This window comes from Actinacidiphila glaucinigra, from assembly GCF_035918135.1.
Lineage (GTDB): Bacteria > Actinomycetota > Actinomycetes > Streptomycetales > Streptomycetaceae > Actinacidiphila > Actinacidiphila glaucinigra.
Window position 1 is genome coordinate 6,797,941 of record NZ_CP109144.1, and the last position, 25,717, is coordinate 6,823,657.

General features: G+C 74.6%; 21 protein-coding genes. 9 read left to right on the forward strand and 12 right to left on the reverse strand.

Annotated features, from left to right (window positions below; genetic code table 11):
* The first annotated feature begins 91 nt into the window (after positions 1 to 91).
* Entirely contained in the window at positions 92 to 1,207 is a 1,116-nt protein-coding gene (locus tag OIE69_RS30630) for a S1 family peptidase (protein ID WP_326577279.1), read from the forward strand.
* A gap of 127 nt (positions 1,208 to 1,334) precedes the next feature.
* Here OIE69_RS30630 and OIE69_RS30635 read toward each other — a convergent pair whose 3' ends face one another.
* A complete protein-coding gene (locus tag OIE69_RS30635; RefSeq protein WP_326577281.1) occupies positions 1,335 to 1,625 on the reverse strand; it encodes a hypothetical protein in 291 nt (96 codons plus the stop codon).
* A gap of 285 nt (positions 1,626 to 1,910) precedes the next feature.
* On the opposite strand from OIE69_RS30635, the gene OIE69_RS30640 reads away from it, so the two are divergent.
* Positions 1,911 to 3,128: an amidase gene (locus OIE69_RS30640; RefSeq protein ID WP_326577283.1), complete on the forward strand. Its 1,218-nt coding sequence runs from the start codon at positions 1,911 to 1,913 to the stop codon at positions 3,126 to 3,128.
* On the opposite strand, the gene OIE69_RS30645 is transcribed toward OIE69_RS30640, so the two are convergent.
* Positions 3,115 to 3,996 (reverse strand): nuclease, encoded by an 882-nt coding sequence (locus OIE69_RS30645; protein WP_326577284.1) that lies wholly within the window; start codon positions 3,994 to 3,996, stop codon positions 3,115 to 3,117. The genes OIE69_RS30640 and OIE69_RS30645 overlap by 14 nt on opposite strands.
* Positions 3,997 to 4,166: 170 nt before the next feature.
* Between OIE69_RS30645 and OIE69_RS30650 the strand changes: the two genes are divergently transcribed.
* From OIE69_RS30650 to OIE69_RS30660, 3 genes are all read left to right on the forward strand, one after another.
* On the forward strand, positions 4,167 to 7,628 hold the full coding sequence (locus OIE69_RS30650) for a DNA polymerase III subunit alpha (RefSeq protein ID WP_326577285.1): 3,462 nt from the start codon (positions 4,167 to 4,169) through the stop codon (positions 7,626 to 7,628).
* On the forward strand, positions 7,625 to 8,608 hold the full coding sequence (locus OIE69_RS30655; protein ID WP_326577286.1) for a DNA polymerase Y family protein: 984 nt from the start codon (positions 7,625 to 7,627) through the stop codon (positions 8,606 to 8,608). Before OIE69_RS30650 ends, OIE69_RS30655 begins: the two co-directional genes overlap by 4 nt.
* 169 nt (positions 8,609 to 8,777) lie before the next feature.
* Complete coding sequence (locus OIE69_RS30660) at positions 8,778 to 9,713, forward strand: esterase/lipase family protein (RefSeq protein WP_326577288.1); 936 nt, start codon at positions 8,778 to 8,780, stop codon at positions 9,711 to 9,713.
* A gap of 22 nt (positions 9,714 to 9,735) precedes the next feature.
* Here the strand turns inward: OIE69_RS30660 and OIE69_RS30665 are convergent, their stop codons facing one another.
* From OIE69_RS30665 to OIE69_RS30675, 3 genes are all read right to left on the reverse strand, one after another.
* The gene (locus OIE69_RS30665) at positions 9,736 to 10,743 is read right to left on the reverse strand and encodes a lytic polysaccharide monooxygenase auxiliary activity family 9 protein (protein ID WP_326577290.1); all 1,008 of its coding nucleotides are present in this window, start codon (positions 10,741 to 10,743) and stop codon (positions 9,736 to 9,738) included.
* A gap of 291 nt (positions 10,744 to 11,034) precedes the next feature.
* Positions 11,035 to 11,790 carry a DUF2637 domain-containing protein gene (locus tag OIE69_RS30670; RefSeq protein WP_326577292.1) on the reverse strand — a complete coding sequence of 252 codons (756 nt, stop codon included), beginning with the start codon at positions 11,788 to 11,790 and terminating at the stop codon, positions 11,035 to 11,037.
* A 54-nt stretch (positions 11,791 to 11,844) separates the two neighbouring features.
* The gene (locus OIE69_RS30675; RefSeq protein ID WP_326577294.1) at positions 11,845 to 12,057 is read right to left on the reverse strand and encodes a hypothetical protein; all 213 of its coding nucleotides are present in this window, start codon (positions 12,055 to 12,057) and stop codon (positions 11,845 to 11,847) included.
* A gap of 220 nt (positions 12,058 to 12,277) precedes the next feature.
* Here OIE69_RS30675 and OIE69_RS30680 point away from each other — a divergent pair, with 220 nt between their 5' ends.
* The 3 genes from OIE69_RS30680 (at position 12,278) to OIE69_RS30690 (ending at position 15,448) form a co-directional block, all read left to right on the forward strand.
* Positions 12,278 to 13,807, forward strand: coding sequence for a carboxyl transferase domain-containing protein (locus OIE69_RS30680; protein ID WP_326577296.1), 1,530 nt, complete (start codon positions 12,278 to 12,280; stop codon positions 13,805 to 13,807).
* Positions 13,808 to 13,910: 103 nt separating this feature from the next.
* Entirely contained in the window at positions 13,911 to 15,077 is a 1,167-nt protein-coding gene (locus OIE69_RS30685) for a methyltransferase domain-containing protein (RefSeq protein ID WP_326577298.1), read from the forward strand.
* Positions 15,074 to 15,448 carry a GntR family transcriptional regulator gene (locus OIE69_RS30690; protein WP_326577300.1) on the forward strand — a complete coding sequence of 125 codons (375 nt, stop codon included), beginning with the start codon at positions 15,074 to 15,076 and terminating at the stop codon, positions 15,446 to 15,448. The genes OIE69_RS30685 and OIE69_RS30690 overlap by 4 nt, the downstream gene beginning before the upstream one ends.
* Before the next feature lie 10 nt (positions 15,449 to 15,458).
* On the opposite strand, the gene OIE69_RS30695 is transcribed toward OIE69_RS30690, so the two are convergent.
* The gene (locus OIE69_RS30695) at positions 15,459 to 15,998 is read right to left on the reverse strand and encodes a TrmH family RNA methyltransferase (protein ID WP_326577302.1); all 540 of its coding nucleotides are present in this window, start codon (positions 15,996 to 15,998) and stop codon (positions 15,459 to 15,461) included.
* A complete protein-coding gene (locus OIE69_RS30700) occupies positions 15,998 to 17,113 on the reverse strand; it encodes a DUF5925 domain-containing protein (protein WP_018558960.1) in 1,116 nt (371 codons plus the stop codon). The genes OIE69_RS30695 and OIE69_RS30700 overlap by 1 nt, the downstream gene beginning before the upstream one ends.
* 130 nt (positions 17,114 to 17,243) lie before the next feature.
* Between OIE69_RS30700 and OIE69_RS30705 the strand changes: the two genes are divergently transcribed.
* Positions 17,244 to 18,665 carry a xylan 1,4-beta-xylosidase gene (locus tag OIE69_RS30705; RefSeq protein ID WP_392567587.1) on the forward strand — a complete coding sequence of 474 codons (1,422 nt, stop codon included), beginning with the start codon at positions 17,244 to 17,246 and terminating at the stop codon, positions 18,663 to 18,665.
* A 110-nt stretch (positions 18,666 to 18,775) separates the two neighbouring features.
* On the opposite strand, the gene OIE69_RS30710 is transcribed toward OIE69_RS30705, so the two are convergent.
* From OIE69_RS30710 to OIE69_RS30730, 5 genes are all read right to left on the reverse strand, one after another.
* On the reverse strand, positions 18,776 to 18,964 hold the full coding sequence (locus tag OIE69_RS30710) for a hypothetical protein (protein ID WP_326577305.1): 189 nt from the start codon (positions 18,962 to 18,964) through the stop codon (positions 18,776 to 18,778).
* A gap of 95 nt (positions 18,965 to 19,059) precedes the next feature.
* Positions 19,060 to 22,779 (reverse strand): lipopolysaccharide biosynthesis protein, encoded by a 3,720-nt coding sequence (locus tag OIE69_RS30715; protein WP_392567588.1) that lies wholly within the window; start codon positions 22,777 to 22,779, stop codon positions 19,060 to 19,062.
* The gene (locus OIE69_RS30720) at positions 22,772 to 23,596 is read right to left on the reverse strand and encodes a polysaccharide deacetylase family protein (RefSeq protein WP_326577307.1); all 825 of its coding nucleotides are present in this window, start codon (positions 23,594 to 23,596) and stop codon (positions 22,772 to 22,774) included. Before OIE69_RS30720 ends, OIE69_RS30715 begins: the two co-directional genes overlap by 8 nt.
* Positions 23,597 to 23,648: 52 nt before the next feature.
* On the reverse strand, positions 23,649 to 24,611 hold the full coding sequence (locus tag OIE69_RS30725; RefSeq protein WP_326577309.1) for a glycosyltransferase family 2 protein: 963 nt from the start codon (positions 24,609 to 24,611) through the stop codon (positions 23,649 to 23,651).
* A complete protein-coding gene (locus OIE69_RS30730) occupies positions 24,608 to 25,405 on the reverse strand; it encodes a glycosyltransferase family 2 protein (RefSeq protein ID WP_326577311.1) in 798 nt (265 codons plus the stop codon). The genes OIE69_RS30725 and OIE69_RS30730 overlap by 4 nt, the downstream gene beginning before the upstream one ends.
* Positions 25,406 to 25,717: the final 312 nt, after the last annotated feature.

The following is a 25,717-nucleotide window of genomic DNA, read 5'->3' on the forward strand; positions in this document are numbered from 1 at the left end:
GCAACGGGGCGGGGCCGCGTATGTCAGGCGGAACGACGCTTCCCCCTGCGCCCGACGATCCGGCCTGTATCCCCCCACAGGAGGTCACGAGTTGAAGCACAAACAGATAGCCAAGAGGAAGATCGTGTTCGCCACGGCCGGTGCCGCCGCCATCGCGGCAGCGGCCGTACTGCTGCCCAACGCCAACGCCTCGCAGTCCGCCGAGCAGGGCCCGGAAGCCCCCGCGCCGAAGCGGCTCGGCGCCGCGGCCGCCGCGGAACTCGCCTCACGACTCGGCGCGGAGTTCGGCCCGTCCATCGCGGGGGCGTACTACGACGCGGGGAGCGGGCGGCTCGTGGTGAACGTGGTCGCCGGGGACGGCGGCGACGCGGCCGCGCAGGCCGCGAAGGCCGGCGCCGCGACCCGGACGGTCGAGAACAGTGCCGCCGAACTGACCTCCGCCGCGCAGACCTTGAAGCAGCGCGCCACGATCCCCGGTACCGCCTGGGCCGTCGACCCCCGGACGAACCAGATCCTGGTCACCGCGGACAGCACCGTCACCGGTGGCAGATGGGACACCCTGGAGTCCACCGTGCGGTCCCTGGGCGGCGGTATGGCCCGGATCCAGAAGTCCGCGGGCGAGTTCAAGCCCCTCCTGGCCGGCGGGGACGCCATTTTCGCCGACGGGGCGCGCTGTTCGCTGGGCTTCAACGTCGTCAAGGACGGCGCCCCGGCCTTCCTCACCGCGGGCCACTGCGGGGTCGCCTTCGCGAACTGGTCGGACAGCCAGGGCGGGGCGCCCGTCGCGACCGTGCGGCAGGCGACCTTCCCGGGCGACGGCGACTTCGCGCTCGTGACGTACGACGACCCGAACACCCAGGCGCCCAGTCAGGTGAACCTCGGCAACGGCCGGGCCCTGGCCGTCAACGGGGCCGCGGAGGCCGCCGTGGGCCAGGAGGTGTTCCGGATGGGCAGTACCACGGGGCTGAACGGGGGCACGGTCCTCGGGCTCGACGCGACGGTCAACTACCCGGAGGGCACCGTCACCGGGCTGATCCAGACCGACGTCTGCGCCGAGCCGGGCGACAGCGGTGGCGCGCTGTTCACCCGTGACGGCAGCGCGATCGGCCTCACCTCCGGCGGCAGCGGGGACTGCCAGGTGGGCGGGGAGACCTTCTTCCAGCCGGTGACCACGGCGCTGGCCGCGGTCGGGGCGCGACTCGGCTGACGTCCACGTGTTCAGGCGGGCCCCGGGCTGCGGCGGAGCCCGGGGCCCGGCCGTGTGCGGCCGGGGGGCCCGCACCGGGGGCCGGGCGGCCGGGAGCGGCGGGTCAGCGGATGCCGGGATCGGGGGGTCAGCGGAACCGGCGGTGCAGGGGGAAGGCCATGACCGTCGCGCCGACGTGCACGGCCCGGTGCGCCGGGCGCGGCGCCTTGGCCTCCTCGTGCAGGCCGACCAGCAGGGCCGCCAGCCGGTGCCGGAAGTCGTCCCAGACCTCGGCGTCCTCGTCCTCCGGGTACCGCGGGGGCCGCGCGCCGCACGGCGGCTCCACCAGACCGGCGGCCGCGAGGCGGCGCAGGTGGCTCACGATGCGCAGCCGGCCGGGGTGCGCCACGGGTCTGGAGACGGTGTCGGTCGCGGTCATGGCGGTCAGTAAATCGTGCCGTCCCCTTGCCTACGCAACCCCCGAGTAGCCACCGGGGTGACGTACGCGTGACGCGGGTTGACGCCTGGGGCGTGGGAGCATCCGCGTGACACCGGGACGTGACGAATCTCGCACCGATGCGGTGTTTGGGTCGTCCGGGAGGGCGCGTACCCTCGCACCCCTCCCGAGCCCCGGGCCCGCCCTCCCCGCCCGCGGGCCCCGGCGGGCGGGGCGATGACGCCGTGCCCGGGGAAGGGAGGGGCTTTTCGGCGTAGCGTGGCCGCCGTGACGGATCTGGTGGCACGGACTTGTGACCGTATCGACCGGCTCGACGCCCGGATCAAGGCGTTCGTGCGGGAGCCGGACCGGCGGGGCCGGCTGGCGGCGGAGGCGGCCGAGGCGCCGCCGGGAGTGCTGTCCGGGGTGATGGTGGGTGTCAAGGACATCGTCCGGATCGACGGGATGGAGACCAGGGCCGGGTCCGCGGTGCCGCCGGAGGTGCTGGCCGGGCCGCAGGCACCCCTGGTGGACCGGCTGCGGGCGGCCGGGGCGCTGGTCGCGGGGAAGACGGTGACGGCCGAGTTCGCGGTGACCGCGCCGGGGCCGACCCGTAATCCGCACAACACCGCCCACACGCCGGGTGGTTCGAGCAGCGGCTCGGCGGCCGCGGTGGCGGCGGGCATGGTGCCGCTGGCGGTCGGGACGCAGACCGTCGGCTCGGTGGTCCGGCCCGCGGCCTACTGCGGGGTGGTGGGCTTCAAGCCGACCTTCGGGCGCGTCCCGGTGGACGGGGTGATCGCCAACGCCCCGAGCTTCGACACGGTCGGGGTGCTCGCCGCGGACGTCGCGATGGCGGCGCGCGGCGCGTCCGTCCTGTGCGACGACTGGCGGGAGCCGCCGGCGGGCGATGGCCGGCCGGTGCTCGGCATACCCGCCGGCCCCTACCTGGAGCGGGCCGGGGCGGAGGCCCGGGAGGCCTTCGCGGCACAGGTCAAGCGGCTGGAGTCGGCGGGCTGGACGGTGCGCGAGGTGCCGCTGATGGCCGGCCCGGGCGAGTTCGACGCGGTCGTACGGCAGTTGTACGTGATGAACCGCTACGAGGTGGCCCGTACGCACGCCGACTGGTTCCCCCGGCACGGCCGGCTGTACCGCGAGCAGACGGTCGCCGCCATCCGCGAGGGCCACGCCGTCGGCCGCGACGACTACAAGCGGGCCGTGGGCGAGCGCCGGGTCCTCCGCGAGCGGCTGCTGGCGGCCATGGGGGAGGTCGACGTCTGGCTGGCACCGTCCGCCACCGGCCCCGCCCCGTTCGGGCTGGGCAGCACCGGCGACTCGGTGATGTGCCTGCCGTGGAGCAACGCGGGCCTCCCCTCGGTGAGCCTGCCCGCCGGGTTCGCCGCCAACGGGCTGCCGCTCGGCCTGCAGGCCGTCGGGCGCCCCGGCGAGGACGAGGAACTGCTGCGGTGGGCGGCGGCGTTCGCCCCGGTCGTCAGGCCTCGGTGAAGACCAGGTCCTCGACCGGGACGGTCATCCGCACGGTGTGGCCGCCGGTCACCTCGACGACGTGGTGCAGTCCCCGCACCTGCGCGCGCGGGGTGTCCGAGGACAGGATCCGGTAGGTGTCGGCCGCCCCGGCCAGAAAGGCGCGGAAGGCGCTGAGGGAGGGCTCGCCGAGCGCGAGGTAGTCGAAGAGCCGCCGGAAGAGCTTGGGGACGAGCACCGCGTCGTCGGTGAGCGAGGAGAGTCCGGTGACCTTCGCGCCGGTGGTGCTCACGTCGTCCGGCCACAGCCCCCTGCCCGCGTCCCGGGCCTGCCGGGCGACGTCGGTCAGCTCCCGGCGCAGGTCCTCGTAGAGGTTGCTGTAGAAGGTCGGGTAGGCCAGGCCCTCGGCGACCAGGTGGTGGTTGACGGTGGCGCGCAGCAGCGGCACGCCGACCGTGACCTCCTGGCCGCTCTTCGTGCCCTCCGGCAGCGCGCCCCGGCCGGCCAGGGCGACGCAGCGGCCGTGCACGTCCACCCCGCCGGTGAGGATCCAGCCGGGGACGCTCTCGGGACTGGCGGCGACGACCCTCTCGCCGCCGGGCCCGCGCTCCACGGCGGTGAAGCCGAGCCGGCGCAGCAGTTCGTCCCGGGCCGCGTGGGCGAAGGGCAGCGGCTGGTGGGCCGGGGCGGAGGTGGGCCCGTAGTGGGTCTCCAGCGCGTCGACGGCGTCCAGCCGCAGCTTGCCCCGGCAGGAGTTGGTGAGGTCGAGCCCGAGGCCGCCCCTGACCCGGTTCCAGTCGGAGTGGCGGGTGGGGACGAAGCCCACGGTGTCCCCGTCCGGCTCGGTGTTCTTTATCTGGAAAGAGCCCTTGACCAGCAGCATCGGCATGGCGACTCCCCGTCGGGGTGCGAGCGTCGGTGACGTCGTGTGCATGAAACCACGCGGAGGGTGGCGGAGGACAGGGATCCGGCGCGTCTTCGTACATGTGTTCGACAAGTGGTCTATGGTGGGTGGCAGAGGGTTCGGAACGGGGGAGGCGTGAGCGGTCGGAGGTGCGTATGGCGGGATTCACGCACCTGCACACCGTCTCCGGCTTCTCGCTGCGGTACGGGGCCTCGCACCCCGAGCGGCTCGCCGAGCGCGCCGCCGAACGGGGGATGGACGCGCTGGCGCTGACCGACCGGGACACGGTCGCCGGGGTGGTGCGCTTCGCCAAGGCGTGCGCGCGGGCCGGGGTGCGGCCGCTGTTCGGGGCCTCCCTGGCGGTGCCTGCGGCGTACGCGGGGGAGGGCGCCGTCCCGCAGGCCGGCCCGCCGCCCGCCCGCCGGCGTACCCCGGTGCGCGGCGGGGCCTTCGTGCCGGAGGCGACCGACCGGGCGGTGTTCCTCGCCCGGGACGGCCGGGGCTGGGGCGCGCTGTGCCGGCTGGTCAGCGCCGCCCACACCGACGGCGGCATCGGCTGGGAGGACCTGGGGCGGGAGGGGCTGTACGTGCTGCTCGGCGCGGACTCCGAGGTCGGCCGCGCGCTGGCGGCCGGACGTCCCGACCGGGCCGCCAGGCTGCTGCGCCCCTGGCGCGAGGTGTACGGGGACGCGCTGCGCCTGGAGGCCGTGCACCACGGCCGCACCGGCACCGGGTACGGCTCGCTGCGACTCGCCGCCCGCACCGTCGGTTTCGCCGTCGAGCAGGGCGTCGTCCCGGTGCTGACCAATGCCGTCCGCTATGCCGACCCCGGCCAGGGGGAGGTGGCCGACGTCCTGGACTCGGCACGCCGCCTGGTGCCCGTCGACGTGCGCGACGCGGGGGGCCTGGACAGCGGCGAGCGCTGGCTGAAGGACTCCGGTGACATGGCGCGCACCGCCGAGCGGGTCATGGAGGCGGCCGGTTACACCCGAGGCGACGCCCGCCGGCTGCTGCGGGCCACCGAGGAGACCGCCGCGGGCTGCGCCGTCGACCCGGAGGAGGACCTGGGGCTCGGGCAGGTGCACTTCCCCGAACCGGAGGTCGTCGGCGCCGGCGCACGCACCGCCGACCGCGTGCTGCGCTCCCACTGCGCCGCCGGGATGGTCCGGGAGGGCCACGACCGGGACCCGGAGTACTGGGCGCGGCTCGACCACGAACTGCGGATCATCGAGGGGCTCGGCTTCGCCTCGTACTTCCTCACCGTCGGCCAGGTGGTCGCCGACGTGCGGGAGATGGGCATCAGGGTGGCCGCGCGCGGCTCGGGCGCCGGCTCGCTCGTCAACCACCTGCTGGGCATCGCCGCCGCCGACCCCGTCGAGCACGACCTGCTCATGGAACGCTTCCTGTCCGGCAGGCGCGCCTCCCTGCCCGACATCGACATCGACGTGGAGTCCGCCCGCCGGCTGGAGGTCTACCGGCGCATCCTGGACCGCTTCGGCGGTGAGCGGGTCGCCACCGTCGCCATGCCCGAGACCTACCGCGTCCGGCACGCGGTGCGCGACGTGGGCGCCGCCCTCGGGATGGACCCGGAGCAGACCGACCGGCTGGCCAAGGCCTTCCCGCACATCCGGGCCCGCGACGCGCGGGCCGCGCTCGCCGAACTGCCCGAGCTGCGGCAGGTGGCGGGGGAGGACCACGGCCGGCTGTGGGAGCTGGTCGAGGCGCTGGACGCGCTGCCGCGCGGGGTCGCCATGCACCCCTGCGGGGTGCTGCTGTCGGACGCCGGGCTGCTGGACCGCACACCGGTCGTGCCGACCAGCGGCGAGGGCTTCCCCATGTCGCAGTTCGACAAGGACGACGTCGAGGACCTCGGGCTGCTCAAGCTCGACGTGCTCGGGGTGCGCATGCAGTCCGCGATGGCGCACACCCTGGACGAGGTGGAACGGACCGGCGGCGGCCGGATCGACCTGGACCGGATACCGCAGGGCGACCCCGCGACGTACGAACTGGTCCGCTCCGCCGAGACGCTGGGCTGCTTCCAGATCGAGTCCCCGGGCCAGCGCGACCTGGTGGGGCGGCTGCAGCCGGCCACCTTCCACGACCTGGTCGTGGACATCTCCCTCTTCCGACCCGGGCCGGTCGCCGCCGACATGGTGCGGCCCTTCATCGAGGCCCGGCACGGCCGCACGCCCGTCCACTACCCGCATCCCGACCTGGAGCCCGTGCTGCGCGAGACCCACGGGGTCGTCGTCTTCCACGAACAGCTCATCGGCATCATGTGCGTCATGACCGGCTGCGACCGGGGCTTCGCCGACGAGGCCCGGCGGGCGCTGTCGGACGAGACCCGGCAGGGGCGGCTGCGGGCCTGGTTCGCGGACGCGGCCCGGGAACGCGGCTACTCCCGCGAGGTCATCCGGCGCACCTGGGAGATCGTCTCGGCCTTCGGCGCGTACGGCTTCTGCAAGGCGCACGCCGTCGCCTTCGCCGTGCCGACCTACCAGTCCGCCTGGCTCAAGGCGCACCACCCGGCGGCCTTCTACGCCGGGGTGCTCACCCACGACCCCGGGATGTACCCCAAGCGGCTGCTGCTCGCGGACGCCCGGCGGCGCGGGGTGCCGGTGCTGCCGCTGGACGTCAACCGGTCGGGCGCGACCTATCGAGTCGAACCGGTGTCCGGAGAGGGGGACGGTGCGGAGGTGTGGGGGCTGCGGCTCGCGCTCTCCGAGGTCCACGGCATCAGCGAGGCCGAGGTCGCCCGGATCACCGCCGGACAGCCCTACTCCTCCCTCCAGGACCTGTGGGAGCGTGCCCGCCCGGGCCGCGCCGCCGCCGAACGCCTGGTCCAGGTCGGCGCGCTGGACCCCTTCGGGGACAACCGCCGCGACATGCTGCTCCAGGTCGCCGAAGTGCACCGGCAGGGCCGGGCCTCCGCGTACGACGGCCAGCTCACCCTGACCGCGGGGGCGGGCGAGCCGGCGTTCGCGCCGATCGGCCTGCCCGACATGGACGACGGCGAACGGCTCGGCGCCGAACTCGGCGTCCTCGGCATGGACGCCTCCCGCCACCTGATGGACGACCACCTCGCCTTCCTGGAGGAGCTGGGCGCGATCCCGGCGAACCGGCTGCGCGAGGTGCGGCACGGCGAGACCGTGCTGGTGGCCGGGGCCAAGGCGGCCACCCAGACCCCGCCCATCCGCTCCGGGCGCCGCGTCGTCTTCACCACCCTCGACGACGGCACCGGCCTGGTCGACCTCGCCTTCTTCGACGACAGCCACGAGGCCTGCGCCCACACCGTCTTCCACTCCTGGCTGCTGCTGGTCCGCGGGGTGGTCCAGCGCCGCGGACCGCAGAGCCTGTCCGTCGTCGGCGCCGCCGCATGGAACCTGGCCGAGCTGGTCGAACTGCGCAAGGAGGGCGGCCTGGAGGCGGTCGCGGCACGCCTGGCGAACACCCCGGGCGAACCCGCCGGCCTCCCCGCGCCCCCGCCCGAGGGCCGCCGGGTCCGGATGTCCACCGGTTACGAGATGCACCCCTGGGCCGATCTGCGGCCCGCGGGCGAGGGCGCTCCGACCGGCCGCAAGCTGTGGCACTCCAGCCCGGGGAGCGCGGGACGATGACGGACGACCTGCACGTGCTGTACGTGCACTTCCACGCCGCCGAGGCGCTGTACGGGCGACTCCTCGCGCTGCTCGGCGGCTTCACCCCCGTCGTCCAAGCGCTGCCGCCCGACGCCGCGCTCGCCGACGTCCGCGGGGCGCTGCGCTACTTCGGGCGCGACGCCGCGGAACTGGCCACGCTGCTGCGGGTGCGGCTGCTCGCGCTCCACGGCGTGGACTGCACGATCGGCGTAGGACCGAACCCGCTGCTCGCCCGGATGGCGGCACAGGGCGGACCGGAGGGCGCGGTGCGCGCGGCGCCCACCGACCCCGCGGCCGTGGCGGCCTTCCTCGCCGAGCGCCCGGTGGCGGCGCTGTACGGCGTCGGCCCCGCGACGGCGCGGCAGTTGGGCACGTACGGCCTGGACACCGTGGGACGGGTGGCGGCCGCGCCCCTGAGCACCCTGCAGCGGATCCTGGGCGCCGCGGTGGGCCGCAGGACGCACGAGCGGGCCCGCGGCATCGACCCGGCCCCGGTGGTCCCGAACGCCCCTGCCCGCTCGGCCGGAGCCGAACGCCGCTTCGGGCACGACGAGCTGGACCCGGTGCGGCACCGCCGCGCCCTGCTGTCGCTCACCGAGGAACTGGGCTCCTCGCTGCGCGCGTCGGGCCGGGTCGCGCGCTCACTGACCCTCACCGTCCGCTACGCGGACCGCTCCACGACCACCCGCACCCGCGCGCTGGCCGAACCGAGCGGCCACGGCGCCGCCCTCGCCGATGCCGCGTACCGGCTCTACGAGGGGCTGGGCCTGCAGCGCGCCCGGGTGCGCGGACTCGCGCTGCGCGCGGAGGGGCTGACGGACGCCGGCCTCGCGACGCTGCAGCTCAGCCTGGACCCGGGGGACGAGAAGGCGCGCCGGATCGAGGCGGTCGCGGACCGGGCGCGGGCCCGCTTCGGCCCGCGGGCACTGATGCCCGCGGCGCTGTCGGGTGCGGCCTGACGCCCCATTACCACATCGGCGTGAAGCCGACGTGATGAATTCTTTACCGACCGGTAGCTGGCGACGTTTGTTACTCCTCCGTAAATTGACGGCAGCTCAGCAATCCAGTGATCCGGATCACAGGGTGCACGGGAGCCAGTCCTTCCCCCACCTGCGAGGAGATCGCTCGATGCTGCCCATCAGACCGCGATCAGCGCTCCGGCTCCTCTCCGCGCTGACTCTCACCGCCGCCCTCTTCGCCACCCCCGTCCTGGCGGACACCACCACCACCGCACTGGCGAAGGCCCCCGCGTCCGGCGCCAAGGCCGCCGCGACCGTCAACGCCTCGACCACCGCCACCGCGAGCAGCGGCTGGAACAACTGGTCCTGCAAGCCGTCCGCCGCCCACCCGCGGCCCGTCGTCCTCGTCCACGGCACCCTCGGCAACTCCATCGACAACTGGCTCGGCCTCGCGCCCTACCTGGTCAAGCGGGGCTACTGCGTCTACTCCCTCGACTACGGCCAACTGCCCGGTGTGCCCTTCTTCCACGGGCTCGGCCCCATCACCGCGTCCTCCCGGCAGCTCGCCGACTACGTCGACCGGGTCCTCGCGTCCACCGGCGCGGGCAAGGTCGACATCGTCGGGCACTCCCAGGGCGGCATGATGCCGCGCTACTACATGAAGTTCCTGGGCGGTGCCCCCAAGGTGAACGCGCTCGTCGGCATCGCGCCCAGCAACCACGGGACCGACCTGGGCGGGCTGCTCAAGCTGCTGCCCTACTTCCCCGGGGCGGCCGAGGCCATCGAGCGCCTCAGCCCGCAGGGACTGACCGACCAGATGGCCGGATCGGCCTTCCTCACCCAGCTGAACGCCGGCGGCGACACCCTGCCCGGCGTCCGCTACACGGTGATCGCGACCAAGTACGACGAGGTCGTGACGCCGTACACCTCGCAGTTCCTGTCCGGCCCCGACGTCCGCAACGTGGTGCTGCAGGACCTGTGCCCGCTCGACCTGTCCGAGCACGTCCTCGCCGGGCTGACCGACCGCATCGTGTTCCACGAGACGGCCAACGCCCTCGACCCGGCGCACGCCAAGGCGACCGACTGCGGGGACGTCTTCAGCTGACGTTACCCGCAGCCGAACGGCCTCAGCTGACGTTCCCCGCCCGGCGCCTGCGGGCGACGAGCAGCAGCACCGACGCACCGAGCGAGACGGCGGCGGCCCCCGCCGCCATCAGCGAGGTCGTGCCGGTGCTGCTGCTCCCGGTCTCCGCGAGGTCCGCGCCGGACGGGGACGTCTCCGCCGTCGCGGACGGCTCCGCGAGCGGGCTCGCCGAGCCGTCCGCGGCGGTCTGCGCGTGGTGGTGGCGCACTGTCGACCGGTCCGCCCCGGCGGCGATCCGCGCGTCGTCCGGCACGGAGGCGGTGGGCGCGGGGGCGGTCGTGGCCGCGTCGGGGGCCCCTGTCGTGGCGGGGGCCGAGGTCGCGGGCGCGGCGGGCGTTTTGGGGGCCTTGCCGGTGTCCGCGCCGAAGACCACGTCCGAGCAGGAGTAGAAGGCCTCCGGGCTGTCCGAGCGCTGCCAGATCGTGTAGATCAGCTGGCGCCCCGCCCTGGCCGGCACGTCCACCGGCAGGACGTAACTGCCGTCCCGTACCTGAGGGTCGGTGACCTTCGCGAAGGGCCGCGCGTCCAGGTCCGACCACGTCAGCGGCCTCGACGGGTCGTACCCCGCCTTCGTCATGTACAGCTCGAACGAGCCCTTGTGGCGGGCCGTCACGCGGTACGCCAGGTCCTGCCGTCCCGGCGCCATCCGCGTCGCCGGCCAGTCGGCCCGTGCCAGGTCCAGCGCCTTGAACTCCTCGTCGCCCGCGCTGCAGAGCCTGCCGTCCGGTATCAGCTGACGGTGCCGCCCGGCCGCGTCGCCGATGCGCACCCCGTTCCAGTCGTAGAAGGCCTGCGTGCCGCCCGCCGCGACCGCCGCCCGGCAGGCCGCCGACGCCGGGTTCTCGGGGTTCTCCGCGTAGCAGGTCAGCACCCGGCTGACCGGGCCGCCCATGGTGCCGTGCGCGCCCGCCGGTCCCGCTGCCAGTCCGGTCAGTGCGAGCGGTCCGATCCCGAGGACGGCGGCCAGGGCGGCCCTGCGGCGTGCGGTCATGGTGGGGTTCTCCTTCGGCGGTGGCCCGGGCGTGGCGTGCCGGGACCCCGTCGGAGCCGCCCCCGTGCGCGGCGCCGACGGGCATCGGCGAACCAGCACGCTAGCCGCGCCGCCGGGGCGGAACCCCTGTTCGGAGGACCTGCGGGCGATCTTTATGGCGGCGTTAAGGCATCGCTAAGCAGGAGCTGAGGATGCGGGGCGCGCCGCCGGAGCGCGGACCCCACCGGACCCGGGGGCGGCCGGCCCGCCACGGCCCCGGCCCGGTCGACGGGCCGGGGAGGGGGCGCCGCGTCAGGAGGAGTGCCGGCTGCGGGAGGTGCGGCGCGGCGGGTGGGTGAGGGTGATCTGCCGCACGAGCTGGTGGAAGCAGGACAGCGCCGCGATGGCGGGGAGGCTGGCGACGGTCCAGTCGGTGATCGTCCGGGGGGCGGAGGCGACGCAGAACAGGATCGCGAAGGCCGAGAAGAGCAGCACGACCGCCCAGGAGTGCGGGGCGCGGCGCTGGTGCAGCGCGGCCCGCAGGATCGACAACGAGGCCACCATCCAGGGGCCGTAGACCAGCAGCGGCCACCAGCCCGCCAGCCCCGACGCCCCGTTGGTGGCGGCGATGTGGCGCAACGGGTCGTGGGCGACCATCCCGCCGAGCACGCTCACCATGGCCACGATGGTGGCCGCGACCGCCGCGACGACGAAGCTGAGCGTCTGGGTCCGGGCCGCCTTCTGCCGCAGCGCCGCCCGGCGGATCCTGCGGTGCCGGTGCCGGGTGAGCGGCAGTTCGTGGGTCGCGGCCTCCGGGGAGGGCGCGGCGAAGACGTCGTCCTCCTCGTCCTCGTCCACGTCGTCCAGCAAAGGGGGTTCGAGGAGCTGGGCCAATTCCTCCTCGGACGTCCACACCCCGTTCAGGACCTCGTAGTCCGGGGCGGAGAAGACGCCGTTCCCCGAGGTGTCGTCCGGGGCCTGGCGGGGACTGTAAATGGTCTGTCCGTTGAGGTGGTCCTCGTACGGCACGTCGTTCTCGAAGCGGAAACGGTCCTGCAAAGGCGGCATGAAGGAATTCCTGTCGGGGCCGGGCGTGGGCGGGGGATACGGGGAATGCACGCCCTAATACCTCGCATCCAGATCGATACCGGAGCAGCGGCGGGTGAAATCCCCCTCGATCCCGAGCATTTCGTCGGCGAACTGTTCCAGTTCCGAAGAGCAGTACACGAGTGGAATGTGCTCCTCGCCGCGCTCGATGTAGGCGTCCGAACTCCGACCGAAGAATCCCGCCGTTCCCGGGACGAAGACCCATTCCCCGAGGGGGACGCCCTCCATCGGGCGGTACGGACGGCTGCGGCGGATGGGCGCCGGGACCGTCCGGGGGACCTCACTCCCGGACGGCGCACCCGGCGCGTTCTGGGGATCGACTGTGACCACATCCCCACAACGACCCCCGGGCCGTGATGGAGTTGGGCCGTTCGAGTGACCTCCGCCCCGTGTTCCGTGAGGTGTTGGCCCTGGCCACGGGCCTCGGCGGGCAGCCTAGGGTGACGCCATGACCGAACCGACGCGCCGCCGCGCGGCCGCCCTGGAGCTCATCGACGCCGTCGTCGACCCCGGCACCTGGCACGGCTGGGACGAGCCCGTGACCGCTCTGCCCGGGTATCTCGACGACCCCGGGTACCGCGCCGACCTCGCCCGGGCACGTGAGCGCACCGGGCTCGACGAGTCGGTCGTCACCGGCGAGGGCCGGATCCGCGGCCGCCGGGTCGCCGTCGTCGCGGGCGAGTTCCGCTTCCTGGGCGGCTCGATCGGCGTCGCCGCGGGCGAACGCCTCGTACGGGCCGTCGAACGGGCCACCCGCGACCGGCTGCCGCTGCTGGCCTCGCCCGCCTCGGGCGGGACGCGGATGCAGGAGGGCACCATCGCGTTCCTGCAGATGGTCAAGGTCACGGCGGCCATCACCGACCACAAGGCCGCGGGCCTGCCGTACCTGGTCCATCTGCGGCACCCGACCACGGGCGGGGTCCTCGCCTCCTGGGGTTCCCTCGGGCACGTCACCGCCGCCGAACCCGGCGCGCTCATCGGCTTCCTCGGCCCCCGGGTCCACGAGGCCCTGTACGGCGAGGAGTTCCCGCCCGGCGTCCAGGTCGCGGAGAACCTGCTGGCCAACGGCATCGTCGACGCGGTCCTGCCCTCCGGGGGGCTCGCGGACGCCGCGGCACGCGCCCTCGGGGTGCTGTGCGGCGACACGGCGGGCGCTCCGGACCCCGCAGGGGCCGAGCCCGTGCACGCCCCGGCCGTGCCCGTCCCCACGGCCGAGGAGTCCATCCGGCGCTCCCGGCGGCCCGAACGGCCCGGGCTGCGCGCCCTGCTGGCCGTGGCCGCCCGCGACGTGACCCCGCTCAGCGGCACCGGCGCGGGGGAGCGGGACCCCGGACTCCTGCTCGCGCTCGCCCGGATCGGCGGCACGCCCTGCGTCGTCCTCGGCCACGACCGGCGGGAGACCGGCGACGGGCGCCCTCCCGCGCTCGGCCCGGCCGGCCTGCGGGTCGCCCGCCGCGGCATGGGCATCGCGGCGGAACTGGACCTGCCCCTGCTGTCCGTCGTCGACACCGCGGGTGCCGCGCTGTCCCGGGAGGCCGAGGAGGGCGGCCTGGCGGGCGAGATCGCCCGCTCCCTCGCCGACCTGATGACCGTGCCCGCGCCCACGCTGTGCCTGCTGCTCGGGCAGGGCGCCGGCGGGGGCGCGCTCGCGCTGCTGCCCGCGGACCGGGTGGTCGCGGCGCGGCACGCGTGGCTCTCCCCGCTGCCGCCCGAAGGGGCCTCCGCGATCCTGTACCGGACGACGGAGCGGGCGTACGAGGTGGCCGGGCGCCAGGGGGTGCGCTCGGCGGACCTGGCCGCGCACGGGATCGTCGACCGCGTGGTGGAGGAGGCGCCCGACGCGGCGGACGAGTCCGAGGCGTTCCTCGGCCGCCTCGGCGCCGTCCTGGGCGCGGAACTCGCGGCCCTCCGCACCCGGCCCCGTGCCGTCCGCCTCGCGGCCCGCCGCACCCGCTACCGGAACCTGGGCCTGAGCTGACGCCCCCCGCGAGCCGCGTCCCGCGCCGCACGCGGGCCGCGCCCACCGGGTCCCGCACGGGGAGACGCGGGGCGTTGTCAGTGGGGGGTGGAAGGATCACGGGGTGGGCGAACTCAGCAGTGACGTGTACTGGGACACCGTGGCCGACCGCTTCGACGAGGAGCCGGACCACGGCCTGCGGGAGCCCGCCGTGCGGGAGGCGTGGGGGGCGCGGCTGCGGGGGTGGCTGCCGGGCGCCCCGGCGGACGTGCTCGACCTCGGCTGCGGTACGGGCAGCCTCGCGCGGCTCGCCGCCGAGCAGGGGCACCGGGTGACCGCCGTCGACCGTTCACCGCGGATGGCCGCGCTGGCCCGCGCGAAGCTGGCCGGTACCGGGGCCCGCGTCCTGCTCGGGGACGCGGCCGAACCGCCCGTCGCGGAGGGCCGGTTCGACGTGGTGCTCGTCCGGCACCTGCTGTGGGCGCTCCCCGACCCGGTGGCGGCGCTGCGACGCTGGGCCCGGCTGCTGCGCCGCGGCGGACGCCTGGTGCTGGTCGAGGGCCGCTGGGGGGAGTCGGAGCCCGTGGGCATCGGCGCCGCCGAACTGGCCGTGATGGTACGGCCGCTCGCCGAGCACACCCAGGTCGAGCAGCTCGCCCACGACACCGCGCTGTGGGGCCGCCCGGTACACGACGAGCGCTACGCCGCGGTCGTGCGGATCAAGCAGCCCCGCAGGCACACGGAGATCGTCGACGTCCACCTCGTCCTGCGCCGCGGCGACGAGGTCCTGCTCGGCCGCCGGCTCGACACCGGATACGCCGACGGTCTGCTGCACGCCCCCTCCGGCCACGTCGAGGACGGCGAGGACGTCCTGACCGCCGTTATCCGCGAGGCCCACGAGGAGGTGGGTGTCGCGTTGCGGCCGGCGGACCTCTCCGTCGCCCTCGTCATGCAGCACCGCGCGCCCGGCGGGGGCGAGCGCATCGGCTGGTTCTTCGAGGCGGACGGCGGGGTCCACGAACCGGTCAACCGCGAGCCGGAGAAGTGCTCGGAGCTCGGCTGGTTCCCCCTGGAGGCGCTGCCGGACGACATGGTGGCCTACTGCAGGGCCGGCCTGGAGGCGTACCGGGCGGGCGAGCGCTTCGTGCTGCACCTGCACGAGCCCGGCGACACGATCGCCCACGACCCGGCGGGGCCCGGCCGCGCCGTCACCCTCGCGGCCGGCGCGTGCAGCACAATGGCCGCGACAAACAGCGCCGATCCGTCCCGCCGGGAGGACGACTCACCGTGAGCCTCAAGATCACCGTCAGGCCCGACGCGGCCACCGCGCCCTACGAGCAACTGCGCGAGCAGATCGCGGACCAGGCGCGTTCCGGCGCCCTCCCGGTCGGCTACCGGCTGCCGACCGTCCGCGGGCTCGCCGACGACCTCGGGCTGGCGGCGAACACCGTGGCCAAGGCCTACCGCGCCCTGGAGACGGACGGCGTGATCGAGACCCGCGGCCGCAACGGCACCTTCGTCGCGGCCGCGGGCGACGCCGCCGCCCGGGAGGCGGCCGCCGCCGCGTCCGCCTACGCCCAGCGCGTCCGGCGCCTCGGTCTCGACCGGACCGCCGCCGAGGCCGCCGTAGGGGAGGCCCTGCGCGCCGCGTACGAGGCGTAGCCCGCCCCGCTCACAGCAGTCCGGCCGGCTTGTAGAGCGCCGGCGAGCCGGCTACCGCGACGTTGAGGCCGGCGCCCGTGCCCACCATGGGGATCTCGACGGCGAGGTCGAGCAGGTCGAGTGCCTCCGGCGGGATGCCCTGCTGCTCGTGCCCCGGCACGACGACCGTGGCGCGCCGCGCGGCCGGCAGGTCCGCCAGCCGTACGGCCTCGTCGGCCAGTTCGACGCCGACGACGTGCGCCCCGCGCTCGCGCTGCCGCCGCAGCGGGCCCGGAGGATCGCCGAGTCCGGTGGACGCAGGCGGGCCGCCGCAGGGCGTTGCCGCGAGCGAGCGCCTCCGGCACCCAGGGGAAGCGGGGGACGACCAGGCACGCGCCGGCCGCGTGGCAGGTACGCAGCAGCGTCCCCAGGTCGGCGCCGTGCAGCGGCCACAGTGTCGCCGCGTACAGGTGGTCCCAGCAGCCGTGCGACCGCGGGCGGCGGCCGCGCCGTACTTCGGCCGGGGCGCGGGTGCGTATCCTCCCCCTCGCGCCGGGGGACCCCCGGCCATCAGAGGTAGAGGCCTCCGGAGGCGGAGGCCGGGGTCGTCTGGTGGGGGAGCGCGGTGCCGCCGGAGGAGGAGGCGGCGCGGCGCAGCGCGTACAACTCGGCGAGCGTGGCGCCGTCCCGGCCGATGCCCTCGGACGTGCCGAGCCAGCCGGTCGCCTCGGCGCGGGTCAGCGGGCCCACCTCGATCCGGGCCAGGCAGCGGCCGGGGCGGACCACCGCCGGGTGCAGCCGCTCCAGGTCCTCGTTGGTGGTGATGCCGACCAGGACGTTGCGGCCCTGGCCGAGCAGGCCGTCGGTGAGGTTGAGCAGCCGGGACAGCGCCTGGCCGGTCTGGTGCTTGGCCTGGCCGCGGATGAGCTCGTCGCAATCCTCCAGGAGCAGCAGCCGCCAGCGGCCCGGCCCTTCGGCATCGTCCTCGCCGATGGCGATCTCCATCAGGTAGCCGACGTCGTTGAAGAGCACCTCGGGGTCGAGGACGCAGTCCACCTGGCACCAGTCGCGCCACGCACGGGCCAGCGTGCGCAGCGCGGAGGTCTTGCCGGTGCCGGGCGGGCCGTGCAGGAGCAGCAGCCGGCCGCTGACGTCGTCGGCGGTGAGCTTCATCAGCCCGTCCATGGCATCGGCCACCGGCGCCGTGTAGTTGCCCCGTACGTCGTCCCAGGGGGCGGCGCTGATCTGCCGCGTGATGCGGTGCGGCCCGCGGCGCGGGGCGACGTACCAGAAACCCATGGTCACGTCGTCGGGCTGCGCTTCCGGCTGGTCCTCGGCGTCCTCGACGGCCTCGGCCAGGACGCGCTGCGCCAGCTCCTCGCTGACCGCCGTCACCGTCACGTCGGCCCGGCGGTGCCAGCGCGAGACGAGGATCGTCCAGCCCTCACCCTCGGCGAGGGTCGCGCCGCGGTCCTTGTCCCGCGCGGAGCGCAGCACCGATCCGCCGCCCGGGACGAGCGTCAGCCCCGACTTGACCCGGTCGAGGGAGGCACCGCACGAGTAGGGCTGCTCGCCGGTGACGAAGCGGCTGAGGAACAGGGCGTCGACGGCGTCGGACGGCGAGTCGTCGTCGTTCATGCCGAGACGGATGGACAGGGCGCGATGCGGGGGCGTTGCGTCGGGCATGCCGCTCATGATCCGGCACAAGGTCCGCATTCGCACCGGGTTTTTGCGGAGTGGCGGAATCCTCCGGAAACCCTGAACGGCCGGTGAAACCGGCCCGATCCGGGCATCAGGGCGGTTACCCTGGCGGGTGATGGGACGTCATGCGAACGTGCGTATGGGGTTGCCGGGGGCGGGGCGGCGAGGGGTCACCGTGCTCCTGGGCATCGGTGTGGCCGCCCTGGTCCTCCTGCTGGCGATGTGCGATCTCGGGGGCGGCGCGGGCAGCACCGCGCGCGGCAGCGGCGGCGCGGGGGGCGGAGTGCACGGTCCCTCGACCGTGCCCACCGGCAGGCCCACGACCGGGCTGGGCTTCGGACTGACCCACACCGAGTACAGCGCGGACCACGGCGGCAGCACGGCCAAGCGGTCCGCGGAGCGGCTGCTGTCGACGCGCCCGCTGCCGCAGAACCAGGCGATCATGGGCTGGGGCGCCGACAACCCCGAACCCTCGCCCGGGACCTACGACTTCGGGGAGCTCGACGACCGTGTCGACCTGGTCCGCGCCAGCGGCGGCACGCCCGTCATCACCCTGTGCTGCGCCCCGGACTGGATGAAGGGCGGCAAGGCCGGGACGACGGACTGGTCGCGGCTCGAGGTGGCCCCCGACCGCGCGCACTTCGACGACTTCGCCGCGCTCGCGGCCACCGTGGCCCGCCGCTACCCGGACGTGCGGCACTTCATCGTCTGGAACGAGTTCAAGGGCTTCTGGAACGACGGGCGGCAGCGCTGGGACTACGAGGGCTACACCGACCTCTACAACCGGGTCTTCCGGGCCCTGAAGCAGGTGAACCCCGGCAACCTCGTCGGCGGCCCCTACCTCGTCATGGACAGCTTCGCCCCGGGCGACGACGGCAACGGCGACGCCTCCGCCACCCTCAAGGGCCCCTGGGGCGCCGCCGACCGTCGGGTCCTGGACGCCGTCGACTACTGGCTGGAGCACAAGGCCGGCGCCGACTTCATCGTCGCCGACGGCTCCAGCACCAGCCGCGACGACCGCATGCGGCCCGACGAGTTCGCCGCCACCGAGAAGTTCGCGGCGGTCGGCCGCTGGCTCAGGGAACGCAGCGGCGGGCTGCCCCTGTGGTGGGCCGAGTGGTACGTGGAGCCCGACGACGGCACCGCCGGCTGGGACGAGCGCCACCGCACCGCCGTGCAGGCCACCGCGATGATGGAGCTCGCCCGCGGCGGCGCCGACACCGCCTTCTACTGGAACCCCCAGGAACGCGGCCGCACCTGCCCCGGCTGCCTGTGGACCAGCACCGAACTCGCCTCGGGCGGAGGTGAGCAACTGCCGATGATGGACCTGCTCCGGCGCTTCGCCGCCGCCTTCCCGCCGGGCACCCGCTTCCGTGACGTCCCCGTCGCGGACGAGGACCGGCCCAACGTCCGCGTCCTCGCCGACGACCGCACCGTCCTGGTCGTCAACACCCTCGGCCGCACGATCGGCGCCGAGGTCGACGGCCGCTCCTTCGACCTCCCCGCGTACGGCATCCGCTGGCTGCGCCGCGGTTAGTCGGCGGGTGGGGTTGGTGGCGGTGGCGTGGGTGGTTCGGCTGTCGCGCCGTCTCGCGCCCTCCGGGCGTGAGACGGCGCGACAGCCCCGGGACACGCGGAACGCCACGGTCAGCCCACGTTGCGGATCAGCCACTCGTCCGGGTTGAAGGTGTCCCTCGCGGTGGCCGGGGCAGTGGCCGGGGTCTCCACGAAGGTGTCCTCCGGGCGTATCCGGTCCGGCAGCTTCCCGAACCGGGCACGGCGGGACTGCGCGGCCTCGTCCTGTGCGGCCTCGTCGGGGCGCTGGTCCTCGGTCATCGGGCCACCTCCTTCACTCCTGCCACGAGAACGCGGCAGCCCGGACAGGTGTTCCCCCGGCGTGCCCCCGCCGCTGCCGGCGGGGGCACGTCCGGTCAGTGCAGGGTCAGGAACCTCACGACCGTGGCCGCCAGGAACACCAGCAGCAGCGGCACCGCCGCGAGCAGCGAGATCCGCATGCCGCGCCGCCGCAGCACCTCGGGCACCGTGGCACGGGCCAGCTCGCGGGCGCCGAGCAGCACCAGCAGCGCCACCCCGGCCAGCACGCCCGCCGCCGTCCAGGTGTTCCAGGTGACGACCGGGAAGACGCGTCCCGGCCGTGGCTCCGGTACCGCCCAGTCGCTGGGCTGCTCCCGCAGCTCGTAGAGCGTCGCGTCCTCGTCGCGCAGCACCGGCCGAAGCTCGGGGCGCGTGTCGAGGGAGCGCAGCAGCTTGTCCGGCCAGGTCGCCGAGAAGCCCGCGTCGAGCTGCAGATAGGTGTTCTGCCCGCGCGACACCATCAGGTAGGAGTTGGGCCCGGCGTCGCGCAGCGCCTCGACCAGCGGACCGACCAGCACCGGGTCGCGCGGGGCGAGCACCGGCACGTATGTCACGCGCTCCATGTCGCGGGCGTTCCACGGCAGGCTGGGCGTGACGTCGTCCACGGGGTCGGTGCTGAGCCAGACCACCCGCGCCGTGGGCCTGTCGTGCTCGTACACGTACTCCATGGCCGCGACCTCGCCCGTGCGGACCCGCTCGAAGGACTCGTTGCCCCAGCGCGCCACGAGGAAGCCCGCGATGAGCACCCAGCCGGCGAGCAGCGCGGCGACGGGCCCGCGCCAACCGCGGTCCGAGGAGCTGCGCGGGAAGATCGCCAGCGCCCCGAGCACACAGGCTCCGGGCAGGGCGAAGAGGAACACCCGCAGCGCCATTTCGCCGCCGTAGGACTGCATGCCGAAGCCCAGGAAGGGCACGACCAGCAGCACCAGCAGCGCCCGGTCGCCGATCCCCGCCCAGCGGCGGCGCAGCCATCCCAGCACCGCCAGCGCCATGACCGCGCCGGCCAGGGCCACCCGCACGTACAGCACCAGCTTGTGGACGGTGCTGCCGCCCTCGATGCGCCCGGACACGCTGGAGGAGACGTTGCCGCCGAGCGAGCCCATGCCGCCGAACAGCTCGTCGAAGTGACCCGACCAGTACGGTTCGGCGACGAAGCAGATCCACCCGAGCAGCAGTACCCCGCACAACAGCGGCAGCCCGCGCGGCGTCGAGCGGCGGACGAGCACCAGCACCGTGAGCACGCCGAGCATGACGAACGGAGTGAGCTGGTGGCTGACGACGGAGGCGGCGAACAGCCCCACCAGCAGTGCCAGCAGCAGCGCCCGGTCGCTCCGGCCCACCGGCGGTACGTCGGCCTCGCCGGGGATGAGCCTTCCCGCGGGCGGGCCGGCGGCACGGAACCACACCAGGAGCACGGCGACGAACGTCAGGTACAGCAGATAGTTGGCGGACTGCGGGGAGAAGTAGTCCTGCCCCACCCAGCCGCACAGCGCGAACAGCCACGCCGCGCACCACTTGGCCCGCCGGCCGGCCCGCACCGAGCGCAGCAGCAGCGCCAGCGGGGCCAGGGAGAGCAACTGGACGGCCGTGGGCCACCAGCGCAGCACCTCGGTGAGGTCGGTGACCCCGCAGGCCGAGGCGACGAGCGTGACCGCCGCGAAGAAGCCGGGCCACGAGAACCGGGCGTCCATGTCGGGCGCGGCGTCCCCGGTCCGGCCGATGTAGTCGATGAAGCCCGCGTGCTGCCAGGCCGTCGCGAACCGCGGCTGTTCCTCCAGCACGGCCGGGACGGCGTGCAGGGACGCCACGGTCGCCAGCAGGACGGCGGCCAGGAGCCACGGCCGGCGCCCCGGCAGCCACAGGCCGCAGACGAACGTCAGGACGAGCAGCGCAGCGCCGGCCAGTGTCGCAGGTGGCAGGACGGAGATCAGGCCGAGTCCGTTCATGGCGTCCAGCGAGGCGTCGTCCATGCCACGCAGGGGAAGCCAGTACAGCCCGAGCGCGCCCAGCAGCAGCCCCCACACCCCGAGTTCGAGCAGCATGGCGCGGCCGCGCCGTCCCTCCTCCGGCGGCGGCAGCGCCGGCGGGCCCGGATCCCGCGGCCCGGCGGACGACGACGGCCCCGGGAGCGCCGTCGCGGCCGGTGGCAAAGCCGGTGGTACGGCGGTGCCCTGCGGCGGCGTCACGTACGGGCGCCGTTCGGGATGGTCGAAGTCCATGCGCACGCCGAGCCGCAGCGTGTCGCTGTCCAGGGCGGCGGCGCGCGCCCAGCGCGTGCCGTAGACGATCTCCAGGTCCTCACCGGCGCCCTCCGCCTCGGCCGCCTTCGCCGCCTTCGCAGCCGTGGCCGCCTGCGGTGCGGTGCCGGCCGGTCCGTCCGGCGGGGTCCCGGTTCCGGCGGTGGCGCCGGACGCTCCGGACATCAGCCTGCGCAGCCCGACCAGCGAGACCACCGCGATGACGACCAGGCTGCCCAGCTCGGCCCAGCCAGCGCCGGTGATGCCCAGCGGGCCCAGCAGCGCGAGGGTGAGCCCCAGCACCAGGACGCACAGCAGGCCCTGCAGGAGGGCGAGCAGGCCGGTGCGGCTCTGGGCGCGCAGGATGCCGAAGTAGACCTCGATCAGGACCCGGGTCAGCGAGCAGAGCGCCAGCAGCCGCAGCAGCGGCGCGCCCTCCCGCGCGTAGCCCTCGCCGAAGACGCCGAGGATCTGCGGGGCGAAGACGAGCATGAACAGGGCGATCGGGACCATGATCCTGGCCATCCGGCGCAGGGCGGCCCGGCAGTTCTCGGCGATCCGCGAGGGGTCGTGCGCGCCCTCGACGGTCAGCGAGGAACCCATGTTGATCGCCAGCAGGTCGATCGTGCCGCCTATCGTCATCGTGATGTAGAAGTACGCGTTGTCCGCGGAGCTGATCTGCGAGGCCACGATCACCGGCACCAGGTACACCACGGCGAGGGCGAAGAAGGAGCCGGTCGCGTCCCCCGCGACGAAGCGCCGCATCTCGCGCGGCCGGGGCGGTTCGGTGCTGCCCTCGGTGGCCTTGACGTGCCGGGGCACCAGCCGCCGGAAGACCAGCCAGCCGAGCGGCACGACCGACAGGGCGATCGCGGCGACCCACGAGACGAAGACCCCCGCCGTCGGCACGGCCGCGGCGATGCCCACCAGCAGCGCCAGCTTGGCCGCCGAGAACACGGTGTTGCCCACCGGCACCCACACCGCGCTGCGCAGTCCGGTCAGCACCCCGTCCTGCAGGGTCAGCAGCGACCAGCCGACGACCGCCGCGAGGAAGCCGAGCCCGTTGACGGGCCCGTGCAGGAACCGGTACGAGGGGCCCCAGAAGTCCAGGGTCAGCAGGAAGACCGCCGCCGCGAGGGCCACGACGGCCGAACTCCCGGCGTACGTACCGAAGATCAGCCGGCCGGTGCGGCGCCCCGAGACCGGGATGTAGCGGGCCAGCGCCCCGGTGAGCGTCACGGCGGTGAGCCCGGCGAGGAACTTCATCGCGGCGATCGCCGCCGAGCCCTGGCCGACCGCGTCCTCGGTGTAGTAGCGCGCGGCGACGAGCCAGTAGCCCAGGCCCAGGACCGCGGAGACACCGGTGTTGAGCATCAGCGCGTACGCGTTGCGGAACAGCTGGTTGCCGCCGCGCCGGGCGGACGCGCCGCCGCCCGCGCCGCCGCCGACGGGGCCGCCGCCGGTGGCGGCGGGCGGCGGCGGGGCGGTGGCCTCGGGGTTTGCGGGGGTCGTGCTCGTGGTGGCGGTCGTCTCAGACACGGGTCTCGTGCACCTTCCGCAGGCACCGGCGGGCTCTGCGGACCAGGGCGTACCCCTTGGTCAGCGCCCGGTCCCCGGCGAAGTTGCGTGCGACGGCCCGGCCCTCGACCAGCCGCTCGAACTCCTCGATCCCGGTGCTGCGGCGCACGGTCACCCGGGCCAGGGCGTACGGCGCCTGGCGGCGGCGGTCCGCGAGGGCGTTGCCGACGGCGAGGGCCGAGGTGAACCCCGCGAAGCGCACGGCACGCCGTACGCGACGGCTGGAGTAGCCGTACGGGTAGGCGAAGGACACCGGCGCCGCGCCGAGTTCGTCGCGGAGGACCTCCTTGCAGCGCAGCACCTCGAACCAGAGGCGTTCGTCGCCGAGCTGGTCCAGCTGGGGATGGGAGTGGCTGTGGCCCCCGATCTCCACGCCGGTGGCGGCCAGTTCGCGCACCTGGTCCCAATCGAGCATGGCGTCCGGCGCGGCGCCCGGCAGCTCGTACGGCCCGCGCAGCCAGCCGGTGGAGACGAAGAGCGTCGCCGGGAAGCCGAGGCCCTTCAGCACCGGGAGGGCGTGCCGGTGCACGCCCTCGTAGCCGTCGTCGAAGGTGATCAGCACGGGGCGGCGCGGCAGCGGCCGCCCCGTGCGCCACGCCTCGGCCAGCTCCGCCGTGCCGAGTGGGGTGAAGCCGCGTGCGCCGAGCAGCGTCATCTGCCCGGCGAGGGCGGCGGGGGTCACCGACAGCCCGCGTGTGGCGGGCGCGGGCGTGTCGGTGACGGCGTGGTACATCAGGATCGGCACGGGACCGCTCCCCTGCCCGGCCGGCTCGGTCATGCGACGGCACCTCCCGGTGCGTTGTGGTCGGACGGGGACGCGGCGCTCGGTCTCATGCCGGGCCGGCCTCCCCTCGGGTGCGGAACCTGGCGACGGCGTAGCCCGTCGCCGTCGTCGCGACGCCGGCGACGATCGCGCCTGCCCGGCCCGCGCCGCCGGGACGCCCGCGGAGGGCGTCGCGCAGCCCGCGGGCCGCACCGGCGGGCAGGACACGGGTGGCGTACCGCCGTTCGGTCTCGAGTCCGGCGTCCGTGCCGACGCTCCGGGTGACCAGGGCCTTCGACAGGCCCTCGGCGTAGCAGCGGGTGCGGAAGTAGCCGAAGCGCTCCCGGGCCTCGGGGACGCGGTGCCAGATCACGGCGCGGTCGTCGACGAGCAGCACGCTGCCCGGCTTGGCCTGGGCGAGCCGGATGCAGAACTCGGTCTCCTCGCAGCCCAGTGGGCGCCGGTCGCCGTCCCGGCCGATGCCGGTGGCGAAGCCCCCGGCGATGTCGAAGGCGATCCGCCGGAACGAGGCGTTGCCGCCGAGCACGTTGCGGACCCTGGCGCGGCCGGCGGGCTGCCCGCGGTAGGAGGCGCCGACCACCCAGTCGAACTCCTCGGGGAACCAGCGCGGCCGGCGCCCCGAGGCCCACACCGGGCGGGTGCGCCCTCCGACGCCCATGACCAGCGGGTCCCGGTAGGCGTCGGCGAACCAGTGCAGCCAGTCGCGTTCGGCGACGGCGTCGTCGTCGAGGAACGCGACGACCTCGCCCCGCGACGCGGCGATACCGGTGTTGCGGCCGGCGGACAGGCCGCGGGGCCCGGCGTTGGGCAGCACCCGCACGGCCGTGCCCTCGTAGCGGCGGGTCAGCCGGGCCAGCAGGACGGGGTTGTGGTCGACCACCAGCAGCACCTCATGGGCCGGGAGGCGTTGCGCGTGCACCGAGGCCACCGCGGCGAGGATGTCCTCCCAGCGGTCCTCGGTGTACGCGCAGACGACCACGGACACCCGGAGGAGGTCCTCGTGGGTCACCGGGCCCCCTCGCGGCGGGCCGCCCGGCGCTCGTTCTTCTCCCGGAGGATGACCTTGAGGACCCGTAACCCGTCGCGGACCGCGCGCAGGTTGCTGGCGCCGTGGATGCGCACGTACTCGTGGCTGGGGATCTCCTGGACCTTCAGACCGGCCGTGACCACTCTGATGTTCATCAGGGTCTCCACCTCGAAGCCGGTGCAGTCCAGGGTGATCTTGTCCAGGCAGTGCCGCCAGAAGGCGTTGTACCCGTAGCACAGATCGGTGTACCGGGCCCCGAACTTGGCGTTGACGGCGGCGCACAGCACGCGGTTGCCCAGCTTGCGGATGGGGGTCATGTCGTCGGTGCCCCCGCCGTTGGCGAAGCGCGAGCCCTTGGCGAAGTCCGCGCCGGCGACCAGGGCGGAGACGTAGGAGACGATCTCGGAGCCGTCCGCCGACCCGTCGGCGTCGACCATGACGATGATCTCACCGGTGCAGGCGGTGAAGCCGGCGATCAGGGCGTCCCCCTTGCCCTTGCCGGTCTGCGGGACGATCCGCACGTCGGGCCGCAGTTCTCGGGCGACGCGGACGGTGTCGTCGGTGGAGTTCCCGTCGACCAGGACCACTTCGTGGATCCAGGACGGCAGGGTGGCGAACACGTGCGGCAGGTTCTCCGCCTCGTTCATCGCCGGGATGACCACGCTGACCAGCGGAGCGATGGCCAAGTGCGTGGAGACCGGCGTGAAATGGTCAGGCGCCAGGACCGCGGCGGTCTGCGCCTGCCCGGTGGCTGCCGGGCGCAGGAAGGAGCTCATGAGTCGTGTTTCCCTCTCGTCCGGTGGGCCGCCCGCACGGGCGGCCCTGTGGCGTGTCCGGTTCGAAAGGGGGGTTGGTCTCACCCCGCCCGGGACCCCGCGCATGGCAGGCATGTCGGTGTCCCGAGCGCAGGCCGGCCGGGTGAACGGGCATGCGTGACCGGCCGCGCGGTTCGCGGCTCGGCACACGTGTGACGGTGACCGAGCACGGCACCCCCCTACCGCGCCCCGCGGTTGTCCTGTCGCGACTCTCTGGCCCTCCCCTTGAGCCGCTGTGCATGACAGGTCGCCGCGGGTGGATGTACGACAATA